The sequence below is a fragment of the Pseudomonas sp. 67(2021) genome, assembly GCF_017491835.1.
GTDB lineage: Bacteria > Pseudomonadota > Gammaproteobacteria > Pseudomonadales > Pseudomonadaceae > Aquipseudomonas > Aquipseudomonas atacamensis.
The window spans coordinates 1-22,643 of record NZ_JAFGYL010000038.1 but is presented as its reverse complement, the minus strand read 5'-3'; the positions used below and the strand labels follow the sequence as shown (position 1 = coordinate 22,643).

General features: G+C 62.3%; 22 protein-coding genes. 15 read left to right on the top strand and 7 right to left on the bottom strand.

The window, feature by feature from the left end; translation table 11 throughout:
* From codB to J5M66_RS25890, 3 genes are all read right to left on the bottom strand, one after another.
* The coding region (gene codB, locus J5M66_RS25900) for a cytosine permease (protein ID WP_207817513.1) at nucleotides 1–1,138 on the bottom strand (1,138 nt) is incomplete at its 3' end.
* A 366-nt stretch (nucleotides 1,139–1,504) separates the two neighbouring features.
* On the bottom strand, nucleotides 1,505–1,861 hold the full coding sequence (gene queD, locus J5M66_RS25895) for a 6-carboxytetrahydropterin synthase QueD (protein WP_007915588.1): 357 nt from the start codon (nucleotides 1,859–1,861) through the stop codon (nucleotides 1,505–1,507).
* 85 nt (nucleotides 1,862–1,946) lie between these two features.
* The gene (locus tag J5M66_RS25890) at nucleotides 1,947–3,026 is read right to left on the bottom strand and encodes a patatin-like phospholipase family protein (protein WP_207809389.1); all 1,080 of its coding nucleotides are present in this window, start codon (nucleotides 3,024–3,026) and stop codon (nucleotides 1,947–1,949) included.
* 281 nt (nucleotides 3,027–3,307) lie between these two features.
* Here J5M66_RS25890 and J5M66_RS25885 point away from each other — a divergent pair, with 281 nt between their 5' ends.
* Genes J5M66_RS25885 through J5M66_RS25870 form a run of 4 tightly spaced genes read left to right on the top strand, consistent with a single transcriptional unit; the run spans nucleotide 3,308 to nucleotide 5,909 of the window.
* A complete protein-coding gene (locus J5M66_RS25885; protein ID WP_024013515.1) occupies nucleotides 3,308–3,616 on the top strand; it encodes a PepSY domain-containing protein in 309 nt (102 codons plus the stop codon).
* Nucleotides 3,616–3,927, top strand: coding sequence for a PepSY domain-containing protein (locus J5M66_RS25880; protein ID WP_016775413.1), 312 nt, complete (start codon nucleotides 3,616–3,618; stop codon nucleotides 3,925–3,927). The genes J5M66_RS25885 and J5M66_RS25880 overlap by 1 nt, the downstream gene beginning before the upstream one ends.
* Before the next feature lie 3 nt (nucleotides 3,928–3,930).
* The gene (locus tag J5M66_RS25875; RefSeq protein ID WP_207809390.1) at nucleotides 3,931–4,599 is read left to right on the top strand and encodes a response regulator transcription factor; all 669 of its coding nucleotides are present in this window, start codon (nucleotides 3,931–3,933) and stop codon (nucleotides 4,597–4,599) included.
* Nucleotides 4,596–5,909, top strand: coding sequence for a sensor histidine kinase (locus J5M66_RS25870; protein WP_123442051.1), 1,314 nt, complete (start codon nucleotides 4,596–4,598; stop codon nucleotides 5,907–5,909). The genes J5M66_RS25875 and J5M66_RS25870 overlap by 4 nt, the downstream gene beginning before the upstream one ends.
* A 130-nt stretch (nucleotides 5,910–6,039) precedes the next feature.
* On the opposite strand, the gene J5M66_RS25865 is transcribed toward J5M66_RS25870, so the two are convergent.
* Complete coding sequence (locus J5M66_RS25865) at nucleotides 6,040–8,187, bottom strand: methyl-accepting chemotaxis protein (RefSeq protein ID WP_016775410.1); 2,148 nt, start codon at nucleotides 8,185–8,187, stop codon at nucleotides 6,040–6,042.
* Nucleotides 8,188–8,637: 450 nt separating this feature from the next.
* Here J5M66_RS25865 and J5M66_RS25860 point away from each other — a divergent pair, with 450 nt between their 5' ends.
* Both J5M66_RS25860 and J5M66_RS25855 read left to right on the top strand, forming a co-directional pair.
* Nucleotides 8,638–9,954, top strand: a complete 1,317-nt coding sequence (locus J5M66_RS25860; RefSeq protein WP_024013513.1) for a Na+/H+ antiporter NhaC family protein — start codon at nucleotides 8,638–8,640, stop codon at nucleotides 9,952–9,954.
* Between the two features lie 197 nt (nucleotides 9,955–10,151).
* A complete protein-coding gene (locus J5M66_RS25855) occupies nucleotides 10,152–11,834 on the top strand; it encodes a methyl-accepting chemotaxis protein (RefSeq protein WP_024013512.1) in 1,683 nt (560 codons plus the stop codon).
* Between the two features lie 200 nt (nucleotides 11,835–12,034).
* Here J5M66_RS25855 and J5M66_RS25850 read toward each other — a convergent pair whose 3' ends face one another.
* Nucleotides 12,035–12,970 (bottom strand): LysR family transcriptional regulator, encoded by a 936-nt coding sequence (locus J5M66_RS25850; protein ID WP_207809393.1) that lies wholly within the window; start codon nucleotides 12,968–12,970, stop codon nucleotides 12,035–12,037.
* Between the two features lie 113 nt (nucleotides 12,971–13,083).
* Between J5M66_RS25850 and J5M66_RS25845 the strand changes: the two genes are divergently transcribed.
* From J5M66_RS25845 to J5M66_RS25835, 3 genes are all read left to right on the top strand, one after another.
* Nucleotides 13,084–13,569: a DMT family transporter gene (locus tag J5M66_RS25845; protein ID WP_123442055.1), complete on the top strand. Its 486-nt coding sequence runs from the start codon at nucleotides 13,084–13,086 to the stop codon at nucleotides 13,567–13,569.
* Between the two features lie 3 nt (nucleotides 13,570–13,572).
* Nucleotides 13,573–14,025, top strand: coding sequence for a DMT family transporter (locus J5M66_RS25840; RefSeq protein ID WP_016775406.1), 453 nt, complete (start codon nucleotides 13,573–13,575; stop codon nucleotides 14,023–14,025).
* 272 nt (nucleotides 14,026–14,297) lie between these two features.
* Nucleotides 14,298–14,465, top strand: coding sequence for a metallothionein (locus J5M66_RS25835; protein WP_016775405.1), 168 nt, complete (start codon nucleotides 14,298–14,300; stop codon nucleotides 14,463–14,465).
* 22 nt (nucleotides 14,466–14,487) lie between these two features.
* Here J5M66_RS25835 and J5M66_RS25830 read toward each other — a convergent pair whose 3' ends face one another.
* Nucleotides 14,488–14,760 carry a hypothetical protein gene (locus tag J5M66_RS25830; protein WP_123442056.1) on the bottom strand — a complete coding sequence of 91 codons (273 nt, stop codon included), beginning with the start codon at nucleotides 14,758–14,760 and terminating at the stop codon, nucleotides 14,488–14,490.
* Between the two features lie 49 nt (nucleotides 14,761–14,809).
* Nucleotides 14,810–15,037 carry a DUF6555 family protein gene (locus tag J5M66_RS25825; RefSeq protein WP_016775403.1) on the bottom strand — a complete coding sequence of 76 codons (228 nt, stop codon included), beginning with the start codon at nucleotides 15,035–15,037 and terminating at the stop codon, nucleotides 14,810–14,812.
* Nucleotides 15,038–15,184: 147 nt separating this feature from the next.
* Here J5M66_RS25825 and J5M66_RS25820 point away from each other — a divergent pair, with 147 nt between their 5' ends.
* The 6 genes from J5M66_RS25820 to J5M66_RS25795 form a co-directional block, all read left to right on the top strand.
* The gene (locus tag J5M66_RS25820; protein WP_024013509.1) at nucleotides 15,185–15,952 is read left to right on the top strand and encodes a helix-turn-helix transcriptional regulator; all 768 of its coding nucleotides are present in this window, start codon (nucleotides 15,185–15,187) and stop codon (nucleotides 15,950–15,952) included.
* 210 nt (nucleotides 15,953–16,162) lie between these two features.
* The gene (locus tag J5M66_RS25815) at nucleotides 16,163–16,336 is read left to right on the top strand and encodes a DUF1427 family protein (RefSeq protein ID WP_123442057.1); all 174 of its coding nucleotides are present in this window, start codon (nucleotides 16,163–16,165) and stop codon (nucleotides 16,334–16,336) included.
* A 31-nt stretch (nucleotides 16,337–16,367) separates the two neighbouring features.
* Nucleotides 16,368–17,324, top strand: coding sequence for a zinc-binding alcohol dehydrogenase family protein (locus J5M66_RS25810; protein ID WP_123442058.1), 957 nt, complete (start codon nucleotides 16,368–16,370; stop codon nucleotides 17,322–17,324).
* 172 nt (nucleotides 17,325–17,496) lie between these two features.
* The gene (tssI, locus tag J5M66_RS25805) at nucleotides 17,497–19,500 is read left to right on the top strand and encodes a type VI secretion system tip protein TssI/VgrG (protein ID WP_123442059.1); all 2,004 of its coding nucleotides are present in this window, start codon (nucleotides 17,497–17,499) and stop codon (nucleotides 19,498–19,500) included.
* A complete protein-coding gene (locus J5M66_RS25800; protein ID WP_123442060.1) occupies nucleotides 19,497–20,363 on the top strand; it encodes a DUF4123 domain-containing protein in 867 nt (288 codons plus the stop codon). The genes tssI and J5M66_RS25800 overlap by 4 nt, the downstream gene beginning before the upstream one ends.
* Nucleotides 20,360–22,643: toxin VasX (locus J5M66_RS25795; RefSeq protein ID WP_347709595.1), on the top strand; the 2,284-nt coding region annotated here is incomplete at its 3' end. The genes J5M66_RS25800 and J5M66_RS25795, both read left to right, overlap by 4 nt.

Below are 22,643 nucleotides of genomic sequence, written 5' to 3'. Positions count from 1 at the left end.
CCCCGTAGGCCCCGAGCCCCGGCCAGTTGAACGCCGGCAACCGTGCGTCGGCCAGGCGCGGATAGTGCCCGCGCCAGCGGTAGAAGAAATCAGCCATGATCACCCCGCCAATCGGCGGAATCACCGTGCCGAGCAGGATCAGATACGGCACCAGCATGTCGTACATACCGAGCAGGGCGAGCAGGGTGCCGATCACCGCGCCACCGAGGGTCACGGTCTTGCGCCGCCCGGTCCGCAGCAGGTTGCAGCCGGCCACGGCGAAGTTGTAGATGGTGTTGTCCTGCGTACTCCAGATGTTCAGCAACAGCATGGCCATTGCGGCCATGGCGAAACCCTGCAACAGCAGCACTTCAACCACATCCGGCTGTTGATAGACGATCGCGCCATATGCCCCGATCAGCACCATCAGGCCGTTGCCGATGAAAAAACCGATCAGGCTGGCCAGCACCGCGACTTTTGCCGAGCGCGAAAATCGCGTCCAGTTGGTGGCTTGGGTCGCGCCGCTGACGAAGGTGCCGAAGACCAGGGTGATCGCCGTCGACCAGTCCAGCGAACCGGTCGGCACCACGCTGAGCAAGCCTTCGAAACCGCCGACTTTCACGGTCGCTGCCCACATCGACAGCATCAGCAGCAACATCATCGCCGGCACCGCGATGTACGAGAGAATTTCCAGGCCGCGATAACCGATGTACGCCGTAGCGCAGAAACCCAGACCGAACAGCACCATCAGGACCAGCACGGTGGTTTCATCGAGATTGAAATACTTGCCGATCACCACCGCTGCCGTCGCCGTGCCCCAGGCGTACCAGCCGATCTGGGTGAAGCCGAGGATCAGGTCGCTGAGCTTGCTGCCAACTTCGCCAAAACAGAAGCGGCCCATCAGCACCGAATTGAGGCCGCTCTTGAAGGCGATGTAACCCAGCCCTGCTGCATACAGACCGAGCAGCAGGTTGCCGACGATGATCACCGTCATCATCTCGGCAAAACCGAACGCGACCCCGAGCTTGCCGCCGGCAAACATGGTCGCGGTGAAAAACGTGAAGCCCAGTAACACCATCGCCGTCGAGGCCAGGCCTTTGCGCGCGTGCATGGGGACTTCACTGAGCGGGTAATCGTTGCCGGAGGCGTTCTGCGTCATGGGGCAGTCCTTGCTGGAAGGGGAAGACGCAGAAGGGTTGCAGCGGTCGTGCCAAGCGCGGTCGGGCCGGGTATGTATAGACGACACGGCGAAGTCAGGCGCGAAAACGGTGCACCCGAACACACCGAAGCCCAATGTAGGAGCTGCCGAAGGCTCGGGCCGCGATCGGACGATCTGATCGTTCCCACGCTCTGCGTGGGAATGCAGCCCAGGACGCTCCGCGTCCCATTCCAAAGCCGAACGCGGAGCGTCCGTTGAGGCATTCCCACGCAGAGCGTGGGAACGATCGGTGTCAGGGGGAATAATGTTGGGTCAGAAGAAGCGCATGAGGGCAGCGGCGATGGCTTTGGCAGGAGATGTTTGTTGCTATTCGCCGCGATAGATGCAGCCGCTGGTGCACGTCTCATGAATGCGGATCGCGCTGAGTTCCGGCAGCAATGGCTTCATCTCGTTCCAGATGAATTTGGCCAGCACTTCGCTGGTCGGGTTTTCCAGGCCGGGAATATCGTTCAGGTAGTTGTGGTCGAGACGCTCATACAGTGGCTTGAAAATCGCTTTGATCTCGGAGAAATCGCGAATCCAGCCAGTGTGCGGATCGAGGTCGCCGCTCAGGTGCAGCGCGACCTTGAACGAGTGGCCGTGCAGGCGTCCGCACTTGTGGCCGTCCGGGACGTGCGGCAGGCGGTGGGCGGATTCGAAAGTAAACTCTTTGAAGATTTCCACGGTATTTTCGGCTCTGTTCAGATGGCGTTCGCCGCAGCGATTCGGGCAGGCGGCGAGTTTATCAGCTTGTCTTTGGCCGTGCTGACTAAAGGGTCAGCAACCGGTCGACGAGGCGACCATTGGCCGTCAGCTCGAGAAATTCGTCGCCCAGTCGGCGGCTCTCGTCCATCGCCGTGTGCCAGTATTTCTGCCGGCTCGGCGCATCGCCCATAAAGCGTTTGAAGTCGTTACGGTCGGGCAGTTTGCCGTAGGGCAGGCGCGCCAGATATTCCTTCGACGGCGCGACCAGCAGCACATCTTGCAGACGCTGCACCGAAGCGCGGCGCCAGGGCAGGGTCTTGTCGAACCAGCCGGGAATCACCCGATCGGTGAAGTGCGGATAGAGCACGATACCGTCGCCGCTGTAGGGCAGGTCGAGATGGTAGTCGAGCAAACCGCCGTCGCGGAACGTACCCGCGCCGGCGCCGGGCAAGTCGCGTACGCCTTCCATGACCATCGGGATCGATCCGGAAGCGAGCAGGGCCTGGCGCAGGTTGCCGGTGTTGAGGGCAACGAAACGCGAGGGGAAATCGGTCAAGGCATCAAGCGGCGGCGCCAGGCGCGGGTCGTGGATGATCAGCCGTTCGAAGTGCCGCGACAGACGTGCACGACCGCGCAGGTTGTCGGCGATCACTGAGCCCAGCGCCAGACCGAGGCGTCCGCGATGGTCTTCGGCGAGGCGGCCCTGGCTTTTCACCACCATGATGTTCAGTCGGTAACCGGCGTTTTCGAGGATGCTCGCATCGCGGCCGTCGAGCAGATCATTGAGCATGCGCTGCGAGCTCTGGCTGATCTCGGCCATGCTCACGCCTTTGTTGAAATGCTGCTCGGCGTAGAGCTGGCCGAGGCGGCGAATGCCTTCGGCGGCGTCCGGCAGGCAGGCGCTGGCGAAGCGCCAGGAACCCACCGAGGCGCCGATCAGCGAACGCTCGCGCGGCGCACTCGGCAGCCACTCGCCGAACAACGCCAGATCGAGCCCCTGAATCCCCAACGCCTTCGGCCCACCGGCCGCACCGGGCAGGGTGCCGACGTCCGCGGCGTGCAATCCCTGCGCACGAATCCGCGCCATGGCCCGTGGGCCGGCCTTGAGGGTGAGGGCGGGAAACTTGATGTGGATGGCGGTCATACCGGTCTCGATCGTTAGCAAGCTGGGAATTATAAGCACACCGCCGAATCCTGTGGGAGGGCCCGCGACGACGGCGTACAGATCGCTCCCACGCTCTGCGTGGGAATGCAGCCGGGGACGCTCTGCGTCCCATTGGAACGCGGAGCGTCCCTTGAGGCATTCCCACGCGGAGCGTGGGAACGATCGGACTGAGGGGGCACAATGATGGCCATTCAGTTTCAGTTAAGTTGACCCCGCTATGGTGCCCACCGTAAGCAACATATAAGAATTCGGAGACACCCATGAAAACCCTGACTGCCCTGACCACTGCCTCGATCATCTGCCTCACCGCCAGCACCGCATACGCGCGCGATCTCGGACCCGACGAAGCGCTTCGTTTGCGCGACGCTGGTACTATCGTTTCCTTCGAGAAGCTCAACGCCATCGCCCTGGAAAAACATCCCGGTTCGGAAATCACCGAAACCGAGCTGGAGGAAGAGTACGGCAAGTTCATTTACCAGATCGAACTGCGCGACCCGAAAGGGCTGAAGTGGGATCTGGAGTTGAACGCGGTCGATGGTGAAGTGCTCAGGGATCATCAGGATACGTAATGAAGCTGAATAGTCGCGCCACCCGCCTGACGGCGCTGGCGCTGGTGTTGTTGTGCAGCACGGCCATGGCTCGCGACCTCGATCAGGACGAGGCGCTGGCCCTGCGTCGCGATGGCGTGATCCTGCCGCTGGAGCAAGTGCTGCAGCAGGCCATGGATCGCTACCCCGGCGCCAAACTGCTGGAAGTCGAGCTGGAAGAAAAACACGACGTGTACATTTACGAAGTCGAATTGCTGACGGTCGAAGGCGTGGCGCGCGAGCTGCACCTGAAGGCCGATACCGGCGAGTTAGTCAAAGACAAGGAAGATTGATCGATGCGTTTGCTTCTGGTGGAAGACCACGTACCGCTGGCCGACGAATTGCTCGCCGGCCTGCAACGCCAAGGCTACGCGGTGGATTGGCTGGCCGATGGTCGTGACGCGGTGTATCAGGGCAGCAGCGAGCCCTATGACCTGATCATCCTCGACCTCGGCCTGCCCGGCGTGCCGGGGCTGGAGGTGTTGGCGCAGTGGCGCGCCGCCGGTCTGGTGATTCCGGTGCTGATCCTTACCGCGCGCGATTCCTGGGCCGAGCGCATCGAAGGGCTGAAGGCCGGCGCTGACGATTACCTGACCAAACCGTTCCATCCGGAAGAGCTGTACCTGCGCATTCAGTCACTGTTGCGCCGCTCCAAGGGCCAGGCCAACCAGCCGACCCTGCAAGCCGCCGGCCTGCATCTGGACGAAGGCCGCCAGTGCGTGGTTCGCGACGGCGCCGACATTCAGCTGACCGCCGCTGAATTCCGTCTGCTGCGCTATTTCATGCTGCACCCGGAACAGATCCTCTCGAAAAGCCACCTCGCCGAACACCTCTACGACGGTGAGACCGAGCGTGACTCCAACGTCCTCGAAGTCCACGTCAATCACCTGCGGCGCAAGCTCGGCAAAAGCGTGATCGAAACCCGTCGCGGTCAGGGTTACCTGTTCGGCGGGCAAGCTTCATGAGATCAATCCAGCGCCGTTTGAGCCTGGGTTTGATCAGTGTGATGGTGATCGTCGGTCTGGTACTGGCGCAAACCAGCCTGTGGTTGTTTGAAGTCGGTTTGCAGCGCTACCTCGAAGCCGGCCTGCGCAACGACAGCGAAAGCCTGCTGGTGGCGCTGGTGCGCGGCCCGCAAGGTTTGCAATTGGATGAGCGGCATCTCTCGCCGGCCTATCAGCGGCCGTTTTCCGGGCATTACTTTCGCATCGATTTCTCCGACAGCCACTGGCGTTCGCGCTCGCTGTGGGATCAGGAACTGCCGCTGCTGCAACACCCGGGGCTGCACAGCAACCTGCAACTTGGCCCGGGCGGGCAACGCTTGCTGATACTGCGCTCGGACTATCGGCGCCTGGGTCAGTCGATCTCGATCAGCGTCGCCCAGGATTACACGCCGGTCAGCGACAGCTTCCAGCGCATGCGCCAGATCGGCCTCGGTCTGGGGCTGGCGGCGTTGCTGCTGATTCTGTTCCTGCAACGCCTGACCGTGCGCCGCGCGCTGAAACCGCTGGAACGCGCGCGCGAGCAGATCGCTCAGTTGCAGCAGGGCCAGCGCTCGCAACTCGACGATCAGGTGCCGGTGGAACTGGAGCCGCTGGTGGCGCAGATCAACCATTTGCTTGCCCACACCGAAGACAGCCTCAAGCGCTCGCGCAATGCCTTGGGCAACCTTGGTCACGCGCTGAAAACCCCGTTGGCGGTGCTGCTCAGCCTCGCCTCCAGCGACAAGCTCGATGAGCATCCCGAGCTGCGCAGGATTCTCAAGGAACAACTGGAACAGGTGCAGCAGCGCCTCAATCGCGAACTCAATCGCGCGCGGTTGTCGGGGGATGCGCTACCCGGCGCGTTGTTCGATTGCGATGCCGAGCTGCCGGGGTTGCTGGCGACGCTGAACATGATTCACGGCGAGCATCTGGCCTTGAGCTACGTCGCACCGCCGGGTTTGCAACTGCCGTGGGACCGCGAGGACTTGCTCGAACTGCTCGGCAACCTGCTCGACAACGCCTGCAAATGGGCCGATGCCGAGGTGCGCTTGAGTGTGATCGAAAGGTCAGACGGCTTTGCCCTGAGCGTGGAAGATGACGGCCCGGGGATTCCCGAAGAGCAGCGCACTCAGGTGTTCAGCCGTGGCACGCGACTGGATGAGCAGACCCACGGGCATGGGCTCGGCCTTGGGATCGTGCGGGATATCGTCGATACGTGGGGTGGCTTGCTGGTGTTGGGCGAAAGCGAGTGGGGCGGGTTGAAAGTGGTGATTGAACTGCCTAAGCGCTAATTGCCAAAACACCCTACATCCCCTGTGGGAGCGAGCCTGCTCGCGAATGCAATCTGTCAGATAAATGTTCGCTGACTGATACGACGCTTTCGCGAGCAGGCTCGCTCCCACATTGGGTTTGCGGTGGATTCTAGACCCGAAACTGATCCATCAACCGCTGCTGCTGATTCGCCAGGCTGTTGAGTGACTGACTGACCCGCGCCGACTCGTTCGCCTGTCCGGACAGCGATTCGGTCACATCGCGAATCGTCGCCACGTTGTTATTGATCTCCTCAGCCACTGCGCTCTGCTCTTCGGCAGCGCTGGCGATTTGCAGGTTCATGTCGCTGATCACCGTCACCGCATCGCCGATCTGCCGCAACGCGGTCACGGCCTGGCCCACCTGCTCGACACTGCCCTGGGCCTGACGATGGCTGTTGCCCATCGAGCCGACCACTTCCTGCGTGCCGTTCTGCAATTGCTCGATGACCTGGCGGGTTTCCTCCACCGACTCCTGAGTGCGGCGCGCAAGGTTGCGCACCTCATCCGCAACCACGGCAAAACCGCGTCCGGCTTCACCGGCGCGGGCGGCTTCGATGGCGGCGTTGAGTGCCAGGAGGTTGGTCTGCTCGGCGATGGCGCGGATGGTTTCCAGCACCGTGCCGATCTTCTCACTGTTGGCAGCCAGGCCTTCGACCTGAACCATCGCTGCGCTCATGTCGGCGGCGAGGGTGTCGATGCTTGCGGTGGTGCGGTCGATCACGGTCAGGCCCTGACGGGTGGCGCGGTCGGCGTCCTTGGCAGCTTCGGCGGCCTGCGCGGCGCTGCGTGCAACGTCCTGGGCAGTGGCGCTCATTTCGTGGGACGCGGTGGCGACCTGATCGACCTGGCGATATTGCTGCTCCATGCCGGCGCTGGTCTGAGTGGCGATGGCCGAGGACTGGTCGGCAGTGTTGCGCGCGTCCTGCACCGAGCGTTTTACCTCGGCAATGATCGGCTGCAACTTGTCGAGGAACTTGTTGAACCAACCGGCCAACTGGCCAAGCTCGTCCTGCTTGTCATAGGCCAGACGCCGGGTCAGGTCGCCTTCGCCGCTGGCGATGTCTTCAAGCATGTGCGCCACACCGAGAATCGGCTTGGTCACGCTGCGCGCCATCAGCCACACCAGCAGCAGGCCGATCAGCGCGGCGAGCAGGCCCAGGCTCAGTTCGATCAGTGTGCCCGAGGTATTGCTCGCATCCAGTTGCTGTTTGAGCGCTTCGGCGCGACTGACCAGGACTTTCTCCGGCACATCGAGCAACACGCCCCACGCCGGTCCGTCGGGAATCGGCTGGAACGGCGACAGCACTTTCAACTGGCCGTTGCTGTGCAGGCTGCTCACGCCAGTGCTCGCGGCGAGCAGGCGCAGCAACTCGCTGCCGCTGGCCTGATCCACCGCATCCAGGCGCTGGCTGAGTTTGCCGGCATCCGGGCTGTAACCGGCGAGCAGGCCGGCGGGGCTGACAATACTGACGGCGGTCTGACCGTCATACAGTTTGCGGCTGGCGTTCTGGCTGATCGCTTGCAGGCTGTTGAGATTGATGTCGACCGACAGCGAGGCGATGACTTTGCCGTTGACCTGCAGCGGGAAGACGATGCTGGTCATCAGCACTTTGTGGCCGTCGATGACATAGAAGTACGGCTCGATCACGCACGGTTTGAGCGTGGTGCGCGGGCAGGTGAACCAGGCGTTGGCGGCCTGACCGCTGGGGCCGGTGCTGGTGTCGCTCATGTCGCTTTCCGGCAGCGCCATCGAGGTGACTTTGCCCGGGGTCGGCTGCGACCAGTACAGGGCAAAACGGCCCTTGTCGTTGCTGCCCAGTTCAGCCTGATCGGCGAACAGTTCGTCCTTGCCGTCCAGTGCATTGGCTTCGAACACCAGCGACAGGCCGAGCAGGTCCGGGTTGGCTTGCAGCGCGGATTTGACCTGACGGGTCATGTCCTCGCGCAGATCGAAGGCATCGAGAAAACGCTTCTCGGCCTGCTCACGCAAAAACAGTACCTGCCGCGAGAAGCCGTGGCCGTACTGATAGGCGTCCATGAATTGCTGACGAATGCCGGCGGCCTGCACTTCACCTTGCGACTCGATCCGCGCCTGCGCCGACTCGGTGAGCATCTCCATGCTCGAGGCCTTGACCAGCGCCGAGCTGTGTTCCATGCGATACAGCGAAAGACCGACCAACAGGGTCACGATACCGGCCAGGCAGAGGCCGGCGAGCAGGGTGATTTTCCATTGGATGGAAAGTTGTCTGAGCGACATGGAAAACATCCTTATCCGATAAATATCTGAGACTTTGCACTGTAGCGGCCGCGTTTCGGCTTTCTTTATGCCGTGAGCGCAATATGACCGATTGCCGCATGGGGGGCCTGTGGTCCTGTAGTCCTGTAGTGCTGTAGTGCTGTAGTGCTGTAGTGCTGTGGTCCTGTGGTCCTGTGGTCCGGTGGTCTTGTGGCGAGGGGATTTATCCCCGTTCGGCTGCGAAGCAGTCGTGACACCTGCGTATAGCGTTGTTTTGAAGTTTGCCGGGGGCGGCTTCGCCACCCGACGGGGATAAATCCCCTCGCCACGGGGCTTTGACACCGCCGCCACTCTGCGGCACAGTGCGCGCCCTCTAACAAGACCCTCTGTACACCTCCGCCGGCCAACCCCGGGCGGACTCATCCTGTCTGGCGGTGTGTTTTCACCCGCAGTGTTTTTTGAGGTAGTGAAATGAATGCAGTCATAGCAGCCGTCGGCGTCATGCTGATCCTCAGCCTGTCGCGCGTGCATGTGGTGATCGCGCTGATCGTCGGGGCGCTGGTCGGTGGCCTGACCGGCGGTCTGGGCATCGACGCAACACTCAAGGCGTTCAACAGCGGCCTGGGCGGCGGCGCGACCGTGGCGTTGTCCTACGCCTTGCTCGGCGCGTTCGCCGTGGCGATTGCCAAATCCGGCCTGGCCCATGCGCTGGCCGACAAGGCCCTGGCCATGGTGGATCGGCAGCATGCAACCGGCGGCGGTAACGTCAAATGGCTGCTGATCGGCCTGCTGTGGGTGGTGGCGATTGCCTCGCAGAACATTCTGCCGATCCACATCGCCTTCATTCCGCTGCTGGTGCCGCCACTTCTATATGTACTGACCAAGCTGCAACTCGATCGCCGTTTGATCGCCTGTGTCATGACCTTCGGCCTGATCACCCCTTACATGTTCCTGCCGGTGGGCTTCGGCAACATTTTCCTCAACGAAATCCTGCTGGCCAACGTCGCGCGCAGCGGCGTCGACATCAGCGGCATCAATGTCACCCACGCCATGGGTATCCCGGCACTGGGCATGGTTTTCGGCCTGGCGATGGCGTTCATCAGCTATCGCAAGAAGCGCGTGTATGACCTGGCGAAGATCGAACAGGTCGAGCAGACGGCGGTGCACTACAACCCGCTGAGCCTGATGATCGCCGGTGTGGCCATCGCTTCGGCATTCGTGGTGCAGTTGCTCTTGGACTCGATGATTATCGGCGCTCTGGTCGGGTTTCTGATTTTCTCGGTGTCGGGCATCGTCAAGTGGCGCGAGACCGATGATCTGTTCACCGAAGGCATGAAGATGATGGCGATGATCGGCTTCATCATGATCGCCGCCTCAGGTTTTGCCGAAGTGATGAAGGCCACCGGGCAGGTGCAGACGCTGGTCGAATCGTCGGCGGCCTGGATCAATCACAGCAAAGGCGTCGGGGCTTTGTTGATGCTGCTGGTGGGCTTGCTGGTGACCATGGGCATCGGTTCGTCGTTTTCCACCGTGCCGATTCTCGCAGCGATCTTCGTGCCGTTGTGCGTGCAACTGGGCTTCAGCCCGATCGCCATCGTCTGCATCGTCGGCACTGCCGGCGCGCTGGGCGATGCCGGTTCGCCGGCCTCGGACTCGACCCTCGGCCCGACCTCGGGTCTGAACATCGACGGCCAGCATCACCACATCTGGGACACCGTCGTACCGACCTTCCTGCACTACAACCTGCCGCTGCTGGTGTTTGGCTGGGTGGCGGCGATGGTTCTCTAAACGCCCCACCAACCCCTGTGGGAGCGAGCTTGCTCGCGAAAGCGGTGGATCAGTCGCAGTTGCAGCGACTGAGACGACGCCTTCGCGAGCAAGCTCGCTCCCACAGGGGCCTGGGTATTTCCCGGACTCAACTTTTGCTCCGGCGTGCCGTTAAAGCCTTTAACCACGCCAACAAAATCAAAAGAGTGAGTCCCCCGATGCGCCTGAGTCTCAAGGCTAAAGTCCTGTCCCTTGCCGTTCTGCCGGTGCTGCTCTTTGCGCTGGTCATCAGCGTGACCACGCTGTTCATCCTCCAGGAACAGGCGCGCAAGGAGGTCGAACAGACCCGCGAGCGGCTGCTCAGCGACGCCAAGGCCACCCTGCAAAGTTACGTCGCCGTGGCCATGACCACGATCAAACCGCTTTACGACGCCGCCGCACCGGGCGACGACGCGGCGCGGGCGCAGGCGATCAAATTGCTCTCGGGCATCCGCTACGGCAAGGATGGCTACTTCTTCGGCTACGACTCCGAGACCGTGCGTCTGTTCAAGGCCAACGACCCCGACGGCGTGGGCAAAAGCTTCAAGGACAACCGCGATCCGAACGGCGTCTACGTCAACCTCGGCCTGGTCAAGGTGGCCAAGGACGGCACTCACTATCTGCAATACAGCTCGCCGCTGCCGGGCAACGCCAAGGTGCTGGTGCCGAAACTCGGCTACACCGAATACCTGCCGAAGTGGGACATGGCGGTCGGTACCTCGGTCAACCTCGACGGCATCGAAGCACAAGTGGCGCAGGTCGAGGCGCAAGTGCAGGAGCGCGTGCAAGGCGTGGTGCTGAGCATTGTCGGCGTTGCGGTGCTGGTGCTGCTGGTGATCGCGGCGGCGGGCATGCTGCTGGCCAACACCATTCTGCGCCCGCTGACCCTGATGAAAGCCAACCTTGACGACATCGCGGCAGGCGAGGGCGACCTGACCCGGCGCCTGAACATCACCAGCCAGGACGAACTCGGCGAGTTGGCCGGCTCGTTCAACCGTTTCGTCGACAAGATCCACGGTCTGGTGCGGCAGATCACCGAGATGACCACGCAACTGACCGGGCTGGTCACCCAGGTCTCGGAACAGGCGCAGCGTTCCGATCAGGCCATGGAGCGTCAACGCCACGAAACCGATCAGGTCGCCACGGCGATCAACCAAATGTCCGCCGCCGCCCAGGAAGTGGCGAAGAGCGCGCAAAACGCCGCCGTCGCCGCGCAGCAGACCGACGAAGAAGGCCAGAGCGCCAAGCGCGTGGTCGCGGGCAGCATCAAGCAGATTCATGCGCTGGTCGACGATATCCGCAACAGCGGCGTGTCGCTGGACAGCTTGCAGCAGGACGTCAGTTCGATCGTCGGCGTGCTTGGCGTGATTCGTTCGATTGCCGAGCAGACCAACCTTCTGGCGCTCAACGCCGCGATCGAAGCGGCGCGCGCCGGTGAGGCCGGTCGTGGCTTTGCGGTGGTTGCGGACGAGGTACGCGCACTGGCCAGCCGCACGCAGATCAGCACTCAGGAAATCCAGGGCATGATCGACCGCTTGCAGGCCGGCACGCAGCAGGCGGTCGAAGCGATGCGGCGTTCCAGCGAGGCCGGCGATGGCACGTCCCAGCAAGCCAATCAGGCTGGCGCATCGCTGGACGCCATGGCGCAGTTGATCGCGACGATCAACTCGATGAACGCGCAGATCGCCAGCGCAGCGGAAGAGCAGACGGCGGTGGCCGAAGAGATCAACCGCAGCGTGCATCAGATTGCCGTGGCGGTGGACAGCGTCGCCGATGAAACGCAACTGGGCGCGCAAACGTCGCGCAGTCTGGCGGAGCTGGGCCAGCGGTTGGGCAAGCTGGTCGGGCAGTTCCGTATCTGATGGCCTGAAAAGCCCCTCACCCTAGCCCTCTCCCAGAGGGAGAGGGAACCGATTGGAGAATATTGCGGGATTACGCCGACCTGAAAGTCCTGCTTTGAATCCATAATCGACGCGGTTTTTCAGGTCGATGCAGTAGGTGGGACACCTCGGTCGGTTCCCTCTCCCTCAGGGAGAGGGCTAGGGTGAGGGGCTCTTGATCTTCAGGCTCTGTCCCAATAGGGAATTTCGCCAAAGCACTCGACAAAAAAATCAATCACCGTCCTCACCTTCACCGACAACCGTCGGCTCCCCGGCCACAGCACGGCGATCTGCTGCGGTTCCAGGCTGTTCGACACCTGATATTCCCCCAGCACCGGCACCAGTGTGCCCTCGCGTACCGCTTCGCCAATCAGCCACGACGGAAACATCACCAGCCCGAGGCCTTGCTGGGCGGCCTGGGTCAGGGTGTCGGCGTGGTTGCCGGTGATTGGGCCTCTGACCGTGTACGGCGTCCAGTCCTCGCCATCACGGCGGAAAAACCAACGCTGCTGACCGGCCGCGCCTTTATAGGCCAGGCACTGATGCTGCGCGAGTTCGTCCGGGTGCTGCGGCGTGCCGTGGCGTTTGAGGTAGGCCGGGCTGGCGGCGACCTGAAAACGGTGCGGCGCCAGAATGCGTGCCTGCATGCTCGAATCGTGCAGCGCGCCGATGCGAAACAGCAGGTCGGCGCCTTCCTGCAACGGATCGACGTAATGGTCGGTTTGCTGGATATCCAGTTGCAGCTTCGGATAACGCGCGCAGAGCTCGCCCAGCCAGGGCGTCAGATGGCGCTGGCCGAACACCACTGGCGCGTTGATGCGCACCAGTCCGGTGGGTTCGCTTTGCTGTTCCTGCAACGCCTGTTCGGCTTCTTCCAGTTGCACCAACAGCAACCGCGCATGGTGGCCGAGCGTGCGCCCGGCTTCGGTCGGGGTGACGGCGCGGGTGTGGCGGTAGAGCAATTGCTGGTTCAGCGCCTGTTCCATCAACTGGATCTGCCGCGAAATGGAGGAGGGCGCGACGCCTTCGCGGCGGGCGACTTCGGAAAAACTGCCGTGGTCGAGGACCGCCAAAAACAGCCTTAACGCTTTGAATCCGAGTTCGTTGAGCCCGTGCATGCCATGTCTCGCTGTGCGTATTGCGCAAAAGTGTTGTCCGGATGCTCCCATTTATCGCACAGCGGCGCCAGCCGATAATCCGCGCCATTGTTTTCGAGCGTGGAAGGTTATGTATGCAGACGTTGGATGAAGAGGTGGTTGCTGCACCGGTGAAAAGATCGGTGTTGCGTCTGCTGTTGCTGCCGCTGGTGATTCTCGCTGGCATGGGCTTGTCGGTGGAGGCCGGTTTGCTCGGGCCGCTGGGTGAGCAGGTCGGGCATTTGTGGGCGACGTTGAGCATCTTCGGTGTGGGTTCGGCGATTCTGTTTTTGCTCCTGCTGTTCGCCGGCCCACAGAAAGGTCCGGCGTTGACCGAACTGCCGCGCTGGCAGTTGATCGGCGGGTTTCTCGGGCCGATCTACGTGGTGGTGCTGACGCTGGCGACGCCGCATATCGGCATCGCCATGACGATGATTGCGATTTTGTCCGGTCAGGTCGGCAAGAGTGTGCTGATCGACCATTTCGGCTGGTTCGGCGCGACGCGCAAGAAGGTCAACGGCGAGCGCTGGCTGGCGTTGGGCTTGATTGTGGTGGCTTTGGTTCTGATTGCGCGGGGGTGAGTGATGGGTCTGGTGATTTTGTTGGCGGTGGTGGTGTTGGCCGGTGCGGTGTTGAGTGTGCAGGCCGCGATCAATGGGCGTCTGGGTGAGACGGTGGGGGTACTGCGTAGCAGTCTGCTGACCTTTGCGGTGGGCGCGGTGGTGACCGGGTTGTTGATTCTGTTTTTCGAGCCGGCGCAGGCGGTGAGTCTGCTTGAGGTGCCGAAGTGGCAGTTGACCGGGGCGCTGTTCGGCGTGGTGTACATGATGGTGATGGTTGGCGCGGTGCCGGTGGTCGGGACGGCTGTGGCGACGGTGGCGGTGATTGTCGGGCAGTTGGGGATGGGGATGTTGATCGACAATTTTGGCTGGTTGGGAAATCCGGCGATCGGCTTGTCTCCGAGTCGGATGCTGGCGATGGTGTGTTTGGCGGTGGCTTTGGTGTTTATGTATCGGAGTTCGCGGCAGGCGCAGTGATTTTATTTGTTTGACTGTGCACATATCCGGTGCTGCGGGTGTTGCCCTCCGCTCAGCCTGCCGACGGGCTCTGAGATCAAGATCAAAAGCTACTTGAGCTAACGCTCATTGCTTTGTGCGGTTAACCCCTGTGGCAGCGAGCCTGCTCGCGAGAGACATCTCTGGGTCGCCCAATCTCTCAACAGTTGGCCAGCCTGTAACACCACCTTCTACACTGTCCCTTATGGCTTGCTCGCAAGCCTCAGACAACCACCACGCAAGGAGTCTGTCCCATGTCCGACAAAAAATGCGACTGCCCGGGCTGCAACTGCACGATCAAAGAAGGCGAACATTCCTACGCTGTGCACGGCAAACACTATTGCTGCGAGGCTTGCGCTCATCACCACAAACACGGTGAAGAGTGTGCGATGAAGGGTTGCGGTTGCGCTCATCCGAAATAAGCACGGCAAAAAAAAGTGGAGCCTAATCAGGCTCCACTTCCATTTTCAGACTGTCGTCTTCCTGTCGCTCAAAGTGCCTCACCGTGCCTTGCAAGGTTCGCCCTTCGACTTTGACCACCACAATCTTCGCTTGGTCGAGGTCTTCGGGTACCGGTGCCTGGACGCACAAGGTGAAGCGATAAGGGTCATCCGCGACCGTTTCCAGTGCGACTTGGCAATTCACCGTTTTGGTGATCTGGCCGAAGAAGGTGGTCAGGCCGTAGTCCAGTCGGGCCGGGTGATAAGTGTCGGTCATCGGTCGATTCCCCCTGTCGATTGCCAAGCCTGCGGTGAGGGCGGTGGGGTCAGTTGGTCTGGCGCCAGGTGACGTTTTCCAGGCCGAATTTTTCTGCCATCGGTTTGCTGGTCTTTTGCACTTTCTCGCGACCGAAGCGCGGGATGCGACCCACGCCCGCGTCGCAGCTTGCCCAATGCCAGGCTTCGGCATTGTCCATTTTGTCCGAGCGGATAATGAACGACTTGGGGGTGCCATGCAGTGTGTAGTCGATGACGTAAAGTTTTGCGTTGTTCATAAAGCCCGAATTCCTCCCTGTGGTATTAAACGGATCGCGCTGTGCCGGGAAAATTCATTCGGATTGTCCGACGGTAGCTATCGTTGGCGAGGGCGGGGCAGGCTGGTTACCATGGCGGCTTCGCCAACCCCCCTGTGAACGCTCGCCATGGCCCTCGCCGCGCCCCCTGATCTGACCGACACCGATGTGCCCGTGCAACCGCTGGCGCGAACCTATCCGCGTGGTTTGTTCATCGAGCCGCACGAGCATGTCTGGGGGCAGTTGCTGTATGCGATGAGCGGGGTGATGTGGGTCGAAACCCCGCACGAAGCGCTGGTGGTGCCGCCGCAGCGGGCGGTGTGGTTGCCGCCGGGAGTGCCGCACGGGATTCGTGTGGTGTCGGATTTGCAGATGCGCAATATCTACCTGCGCCCGGCGCTGGCGGCGACCCTGGATGCGACGGTTCAGGTGATCGAAGTCGGCGGGTTGCTGCGCGAGTTGATCGTCGGGCTGGTGGCGCAGGGCGATGCCGGCGAGGCCGAGTATTACGAGGCACTGGTCGGGCTGGCGTTGCTGGAACTGCGCCGGGCCAGGCGTTCGCAACTGAAGATTCCGCTGCCGGATGAGTCCGACCGGCGTCTGATGAATCTGTGTCAGGCCGTGATGGCCGCGCCGTCGCTGGAGATCCCGTTCGAGCAGCATGCGCAGAACGCCGGGGCCAGCGTGCGTACCCTGGCGCGGTTGTTCAAGGACAGCCTCGGCATGGGCTTCGCCGAATGGCGGCGCCAGGTGCAGTTGGCGACGGCGGTGGCAGCGTTGATTCAGGGCGTGGCGGTGAGCGTCATTGCTCGCGAACTGGGTTATTCACCGAGCAGCTTCAGCGACATGTTTCGCCGAGAGCTGGGGGTGGCGCCTTCGCAATTCTCGGCAACTTGAACAGATCTATGTGGGAGCGAGCCTGCTCGCGAAAGCTTTGCACCAGGCAATGAAGTGCTGACTGGAAGACCGCATTCGCGAGCAGGCTCGCTCCCACACGGTTCGATGGCGGCTGCAGAAGGTTTGTCCGAAATTCAGAAGTCCTTGGCCGATGCCGCTCCGCCCGTTTCCCTAGACTCTGCCCATCACTTATCGCGGCGGAGTTCCCCCATGAACTACCTCATTTCTCTGGCCATCGGCCTGGGCGTCGGCCTGCTCTATGGCGCGCTCGATTTCCGTTCTCCCGCACCACCGGCGATCGCGCTAATCGGTCTGCTCGGCATGTTGGCCGGTGAGCAGTTGTGGCCGCTGGGCCGGCAACTGGTCGCTGGCTGGTTGTCCTGAATTTCCCTTTTTCCTTTCGGTGGATGTGCCCATGAAAGCGTTGCAATTCGATCAGACCGGCGACCTGTCTTCCCTGCGTTTCGTCGACGTTCCGACCCCGGTGCCCGGCGCCGATGAAGTGCTGGTGCAGATCAAGGCTGCCGGCCTCAATCCCAGCGATGTGAAAAACGTCCTCGGGCGTTTTCCTTACACCACGCTGCCACGGGTTCCGGGGCGGGATTTTGCCGGGGTGGTGGTCGAGGGGCCGCAAGCACTGATCGGTCAGGAAGTCTGGGGTACCGGGCGCGAGCTGGGCTTCTTCGCCGACGGCGCCCATGCGCAATTCGTCAAACTGCCGGCCAGCGGCGTGGCGCACAAACCGGTGCATTTGAGTTTCGCTCAGGCGGCCAGCCTTGGCGTGCCGTACACCACGGCGTGGGATGCGCTGGAACGCAGCCTGGTCAGCGCCGATACGCGTTTGCTGGTGATTGGCGGCGGGGCGGTGGCCACGGCGGCTTTGGCCCTGGCAAAAGTGCGCGGCGCGCAATTGCTGGCGGCGGCGCGCCGGCCCGAGCAGGTCGCCGATCTGCAGCAGCAGGGCTATCAGACGATTCAACTGGATAAGCCAGAAGACCTCGGTGCCCAGGTCAACGCGGTGTATCGCGGCGGCGCCGATGTGATCTTCGACACCACCGGTTTCTGGCTACCGGCCTCGGTGGCGGCACTGGCCACCTTCGGCCGCATCGCCATCATCGCCGCGCCGGTCGACGGCCACGTGCAATTGCCGGCGCTGGCGCTGTATCGCAAGGGCGGCTCGGTGGTCGGGATCAACTCGTTGTTGTACGGCGTTGAGGCGTGCGCGGCGATGCTCGAGCAGTTCGGGCGCTTCTTCGATGAGGATCGCTTGCCACTGCCGCAGGGCCTGGTGGAGGTGCCACTGGCTGAAGGGCCGGCGCGCTATGCAGAGGTCAATCAGGGGGGGGGCGACAAGATCATCTTGCTGCCCTGACCACAGGGGAAAGGCATAGGATCCGGGATCATTTCCGTAGGATCCCGGCCGTTTCTCTGTGGGCCACGTCCTTTTCGCTCGCAGACCGGCAAAACAGGGAAAGGTCTGACTTCACCCATTGCAGTGCACCGTAGCACAGTCCCGTCTTTCACTCAGACACAGGGACAGGTGGATGCGCATCGCTGGCAGGCCCGTTGTTTTCACTCTCGAGATAGAAGGCGTTTCCCACGATCTTCAAGTGTTCGGTTTTCGCACCCGGGAAGTGCTCAACCAGACCTACGAACTGGATCTCGAGCTGGTCAGCGAGCGCCCCGATCTGGATCTGGAAGGCTTGCTGCATCGGCCGGCCTTTCTCTGTTTCGGTGCCGACGGTAGCGGCATGCACGGGCTGGTCTATCGGGTCGGCCAAGGTGATTGCGGTGTTCGGCTGAGCCGTTACCAGATCACCCTGGCGCCACATCTTGCCTACCTCGCGCATCGGCGCAATCAGCGGATTTTCCAGAACCTGAGCGTGCCGCAGATCATCGCCAATGTGTTGAGCGATCACGGTATGCAGGCCGATGCCTGGCATTTTCAGCTCAGCGCCGAGTACCCGGCGCGGGTGTATTGCGTGCAATACCAGGAATCCGATCTGCACTTCATCCAGAGGCTGTGCGAAGAGGAGGGCCTGCACTTTCACTTCCGCCACCGCCGTGAGGCGCACCTGTTGGTGTTCGGCGACGATCAAACGGCGTTCCTCAAACACGACGTGACGACGCGCTATGTGCAGGGCAACGGCCTGGTTGCCAATGCGCCGGTTATCGACCAGTTCACTGTGCGCCTGGAGCCACGCTCCAACCTCGTCGAGCGCCGCGACTATCACTTCGAAAAGCCCGCAGTGCAGTTGGACGCCAAGGTCAGTGCAGCGCAAGTTCCGCTGCTGGAAGATTATGAGTTTCCCGGGCAGTTCACCCATCGCGAGCGCGGCAAGCACCTCAGCCAGCGTGCGCTGGAGCGCCATGGTGCCGACTATCGTCTGGCTAACGGGCGCAGCAATCAGGCGCTGATGCGCGGCGGCAGTTTCATGACCATGGCGGATTACTCGCGCGCCGACTGCAACGATTTATGGTTGCTGACCGAGGTCGAGCACATCGGCAAACAGCCGCAAGTGCTCGAGGAAGCGTTCACCGAGCAGGCTGACGCAGATGGTTTCAGTCAGGGCTATCGCAACCATTTCGTCGCGACACCGTGGGACGTGGTGTTTCGCCCGCAGCTCAGGCATGTCAAACCGCGCGTCAGCGGCAGTCAGCTGGCGGTGGTGACCGGCCCGCCCGGCGAAGAAATCTACAGCGATGCCTACGGCCGGGTGAAAGTGCAAATGCTCTGGGATCGCGACGGCCAGCGTGATGAACAGTCAAGTTGCTGGCTGCGCGTGGCCACTGCCTGGGCACATGACCGCTACGGCAGCGTGCAGATTCCTCGCGTCGGTATGGAAGTGCTGGTGGGCTTCACCGATGGCGATCCGGACAAACCGCATGTGCTCGCCTGCCTGCCCAACGCCGAAACCCCGGTGCCACTGGACCTGCCGGCGCAACAGACGCGCAGTATCTGGCGCAGCCAGAGCAGTCCCGGTGGCGGTGGTTACAACGAACTGCGCATCGAGGACCGGCAAGGCGCGGAAGAAATCTCCATCAGGGCGCAGCGCGACTTGGTGCAGCACGTGCTCAACGACTTGCGTGTGCAGATCGACAACCTGCACAGCCAAGTGATTGGCGGCGTTTCCAGCCTTGAGTTGCGCGACGAGGAACATCATCTGACCCATGGCAATCGCCTGACTGAACTCAAGCAGGACGATCATCTGTGGGTGCAGGGCGAGCAGCATGTGCGGGTCGCCAGCCAGCGTGTCAGTGCGGCGCAGCAGCTGCATTTCGGCGCGGGCGAGCAGGTGGTTTTCAACAGCGGCCTGCAGATCACCCTGGCTGCTGGCGGGCATTGGCTGACGGTCGGCGCCGCCGGCATTTTCAGCAGTGTGCCGGTGGTGCAGGGCGGGGCGCCGACGGTGTGTCTGCCAGCGGAACCCTTGCTGCCGGGGGCCGCGCCGTTGCTCAAGGCGACGTTCGATGCCGTGCAGCAACGGCATGCGCTGCTGACCACGCGGACCTCGCGTTGCCTGATCTGCGAGGCAGCCCAGGCATGAGCCTTTTGACGGATTGGCCTGAAGGTTTGCCGTGGGCTGAGCAGCAGGCGTTTGTGCTGCTCGACGGCGCGACGATCACGGATTTACCGGCGCAACTGCGAAGGCTCGATCCCGCCGCCAACGCTTTCGCGCTGTACGACCAGCCACCATTTTCGGCCCTGCGTGAGGTATCGCCGCTGCTGGTGGCGCTCGCTGACGCTGACGATCCGGTGGCGCGGTTTTATCGCCAGCACGCCCAACAGGAATGGGGCGTGCTGTTGTTCAGCACCGCGCCGGCGCATGAAATCGTCGCGCACTTGCGTCAGTTGCTGATCGTCGAGTTGCCGGTCGGCTCGCCGGTGTTGTTGCGGCTGGCGGATGCCGCCGTGGCGCAGGCGCTGTTTGCCAGCGGCGATGCGAGTCTGTTCGGGCCGCTGGGGTGTGTGGTCACGGCGGATGGCGCGCGGGGAGTCTGGCACTGTCAGCGACCTCGGCACGGGCAGGGTGGGGCGCTGGTGGTGCCGTATCAGTTGAGTCTCGAGCAGGATGCCGCGCTGGATCGGGTGGATCGGCGGCGGGTGTTGCTACAAGTCGATGCGTATTTGCTTGAATATTTTCCCCGGTTTCATACCGGGGAAACCATCGCTGAACGTTGGATGCTTCTGGAACAAATCGAGGCAAAAGCCAGCGCGCTCGACCTGAGCAGCCAATCGGAATGGCTTTACTTCGCCAACCTTGTCGCCTCTCTCAACGGCGCTGATCCGGATGAGCATCCGCAGATCCAGCACTTGCTACACGAGCCCTCCCTGCAACCGATCGGTGAGCGCTTGACGCTGGCCGTTTCAATGGCCCGCCAATGGGCGTCTGAAAGAGTCCGACCATGAACCATCCCGCCGACCTTGCGGCAGCCGCCGCGTCCAAAGCCCCGATCATCGGTCCCGCCGCCTGCCCCTTGCGCAACACCCACGTGCAACTGCTGCCCCTTGCGTACGGCCTGGTGGAAAAACCCTTCGACCCCAGCACCGAAATCACGCTGCCTTACATCCTGACCACGCGTCCCATGGGCATCCGCCGTTTGCGCGATGGCTGGCTGTACATCGTCGACAGTCTCAGCGCTGAGCTGTACGAATATCGCGTGCTCGACGGCGTGATCAGCGCATTGCTGCATCGCGGCAAAAGCGTCAGCGAGGAGCAGCGCAGCGCCATCGAAGAACGTCCGGCTTTGATCTTCTCGCGTAAAAGCACCCTCTACGTGACCTTCGCCGACGTGCAGTTGAGCGCGGCGAAGTGCCGACAGGTGCTGGACAGCGCGGAGGAGCGCGAGCACTTCATGCAGGCGGTCGATCTCGGCCCGGTGCATTGTCTGATCGGCGGCGAGCATCTGCTCACCGTGGCCCAGGCCAAACAGTGGCTGGCGGAAGTGGCCTGCACAGCGAAACCGCTGGCCGAGGCGGACGCCACGCGGATGCCGGCGGTGCAGGTCAGCGACGCGCCGGAGCACGAGCGTGAGCCCTATCTGTGGGAAAACCCGCGACGTTTTCGCGAGGCGCATATCGGCGAATTTCTCGGGCGGGTGCGCGGACCATATCAGGACGACACGCTGTTTCTGCTGGTCAACGACGACCTCGGGGTGATGCGCGATCTGGCTGATTATCAGGACCTGGTGGTCGGCTGGATCGAGCAGTGGAGCAACACCGACAACAACGAGCGCGACTATCTGCTGGCCAGTTACATCGAGTCGCTGAGCCAGTTGGGCGCTCAGGATTTCGACACTTTGGCCAAGGCCAGTGACGATCCGCGCGCCCAGGCATTGTTCGCTGAACTGGAGCAATTGCCCGAACCGGATCGGGAAAATACCCGGCACGCATTGCTTGAGTATTTGAACAAAGGTGGTGAGGTTGTCCCGACCGATACTCAGGCTCGACCTGAACTGCAACAACAGCGCGAAAAGGCACTGGATGAGTCATTGGCGCTGAACCGTTTCGACGGCGTCACCCCGGATTTCACCGCGCACGCTCGCGTCACCGCCGAGGCGGATCGACGCTTTTATACCCGCGAATATTTTCTCGAAGTAGCCCCCGCCGAATTCGTCGAGCGTCATCTGAGCACACTGGTCGAGCTCGGCAAGGACCAGAGCCGGCGCATGAAAGACGTGCTCGACGGCCCGCTGCTCAGCGGCAAACGCGGCATCAACGACCTGATCGACCGTCCGGCGATGGACGAGGTGCTGAACAGTCATCGCGACAACCTGGGACGCTGGAATCGCCTGCTCGAACGCATAACCGCCGACCGCGCGCAACTGCTGTGCGCCGGGCGTTTCCATCGCTCGGCGTGGTATTTCGACGGCCAAGTGCAGATCGATCAGGCGCTCGCCAGCGAATACGCCTGCCTCAAGGACATCGGCCGCAGCGACGCGGCCAACGAACAAATGCTCGGATACCTCGAGCAACACCCGCAACTGACCCGCCCGCTGTTTTACACCTTGCCGCTGCGCTTGCAGACCGAACAGGCCGGGCAATATTCAACGCTGTTCAACGCCGGCATGGCGATGTTCAACAACCTGCCGGACTGGCTGACCAAATTGCAGAGCATCGAGCAGCCGCAGCTGCCGGCCCTCGACGATCTGCCCGCACACAGCCGCGTCCTCGCCGATGCCGTGCAGGACACCTACAGCCCGGCGCTGAACCTCGGCCTGAGCCGGGCGCTGGAAGGTTTTGATCTTGCCGGTGAGAAAATCCCCGACCTCGACGAACTGTTCCAGCGCTTGCCCAAAGCCCTGCGCCTGCGCGTCTTCGACGCCGCGCGAACCAGCGGCGTGACCTTCACCGTGTCCACCCCGGCGGAACAAGCGGCGCTGCAAGCCACGATCAAGGAAGTGCTGCGCGAACGCGACTACCTGAAAACCCTCAACCGCGAACGCAACCAGCTCACCCACAACAAAAACCGCCAGGGCCACAAAACCGCCCGGGCGATGGAATTGCAGCAGGAAATCGTCCGCGTGCGCACGCAACTGGCCTTGTTCGAAGGAAGGCTGGCGGCGGCGTTGAGCCCGATTGATGAACTGCCGGATCGCTCGGCGCGGCTGTACGGCGCCACCCCGGCGAAAGCGGGATTGACGGTGGTGTTTCCGCCGGCGCAGCACGGGGAATTGCGTGGGTTGCTGG

Excerpts from the sequence above, each read along its gene's own strand:
- J5M66_RS25845 (WP_123442055.1), top strand. The coding sequence starts at position 13,084 with ATGCAGACGTTGGATGAAGAGGTGGTTGCTGCACCGGTGAAAAGATCG.
- J5M66_RS25890 (WP_207809389.1), bottom strand. The coding sequence starts at position 3,026 with ATGACCGCCATCCACATCAAGTTTCCCGCCCTCACCCTCAAGGCCGGC.
- J5M66_RS25880 (WP_016775413.1), top strand. The coding sequence starts at position 3,616 with ATGAAGCTGAATAGTCGCGCCACCCGCCTGACGGCGCTGGCGCTGGTG.
- J5M66_RS25860 (WP_024013513.1), top strand. The coding sequence starts at position 8,638 with ATGAATGCAGTCATAGCAGCCGTCGGCGTCATGCTGATCCTCAGCCTG.
- J5M66_RS25855 (WP_024013512.1), top strand. The coding sequence starts at position 10,152 with ATGCGCCTGAGTCTCAAGGCTAAAGTCCTGTCCCTTGCCGTTCTGCCG.
- J5M66_RS25830 (WP_123442056.1), bottom strand. The coding sequence starts at position 14,760 with ATGACCGACACTTATCACCCGGCCCGACTGGACTACGGCCTGACCACC.
- J5M66_RS25825 (WP_016775403.1), bottom strand. The coding sequence starts at position 15,037 with ATGAACAACGCAAAACTTTACGTCATCGACTACACACTGCATGGCACC.
- J5M66_RS25835 (WP_016775405.1), top strand. The coding sequence starts at position 14,298 with ATGTCCGACAAAAAATGCGACTGCCCGGGCTGCAACTGCACGATCAAA.
- tssI (WP_123442059.1), top strand. The coding sequence starts at position 17,497 with ATGCGCATCGCTGGCAGGCCCGTTGTTTTCACTCTCGAGATAGAAGGC.
- J5M66_RS25840 (WP_016775406.1), top strand. The coding sequence starts at position 13,573 with ATGGGTCTGGTGATTTTGTTGGCGGTGGTGGTGTTGGCCGGTGCGGTG.
- J5M66_RS25820 (WP_024013509.1), top strand. The coding sequence starts at position 15,185 with ATGGCCCTCGCCGCGCCCCCTGATCTGACCGACACCGATGTGCCCGTG.
- J5M66_RS25800 (WP_123442060.1), top strand. The coding sequence starts at position 19,497 with ATGAGCCTTTTGACGGATTGGCCTGAAGGTTTGCCGTGGGCTGAGCAG.
- J5M66_RS25810 (WP_123442058.1), top strand. The coding sequence starts at position 16,368 with ATGAAAGCGTTGCAATTCGATCAGACCGGCGACCTGTCTTCCCTGCGT.
- J5M66_RS25850 (WP_207809393.1), bottom strand. The coding sequence starts at position 12,970 with ATGCACGGGCTCAACGAACTCGGATTCAAAGCGTTAAGGCTGTTTTTG.
- J5M66_RS25885 (WP_024013515.1), top strand. The coding sequence starts at position 3,308 with ATGAAAACCCTGACTGCCCTGACCACTGCCTCGATCATCTGCCTCACC.
- J5M66_RS25815 (WP_123442057.1), top strand. The coding sequence starts at position 16,163 with ATGAACTACCTCATTTCTCTGGCCATCGGCCTGGGCGTCGGCCTGCTC.
- J5M66_RS25870 (WP_123442051.1), top strand. The coding sequence starts at position 4,596 with ATGAGATCAATCCAGCGCCGTTTGAGCCTGGGTTTGATCAGTGTGATG.
- J5M66_RS25875 (WP_207809390.1), top strand. The coding sequence starts at position 3,931 with ATGCGTTTGCTTCTGGTGGAAGACCACGTACCGCTGGCCGACGAATTG.
- J5M66_RS25865 (WP_016775410.1), bottom strand. The coding sequence starts at position 8,187 with ATGTCGCTCAGACAACTTTCCATCCAATGGAAAATCACCCTGCTCGCC.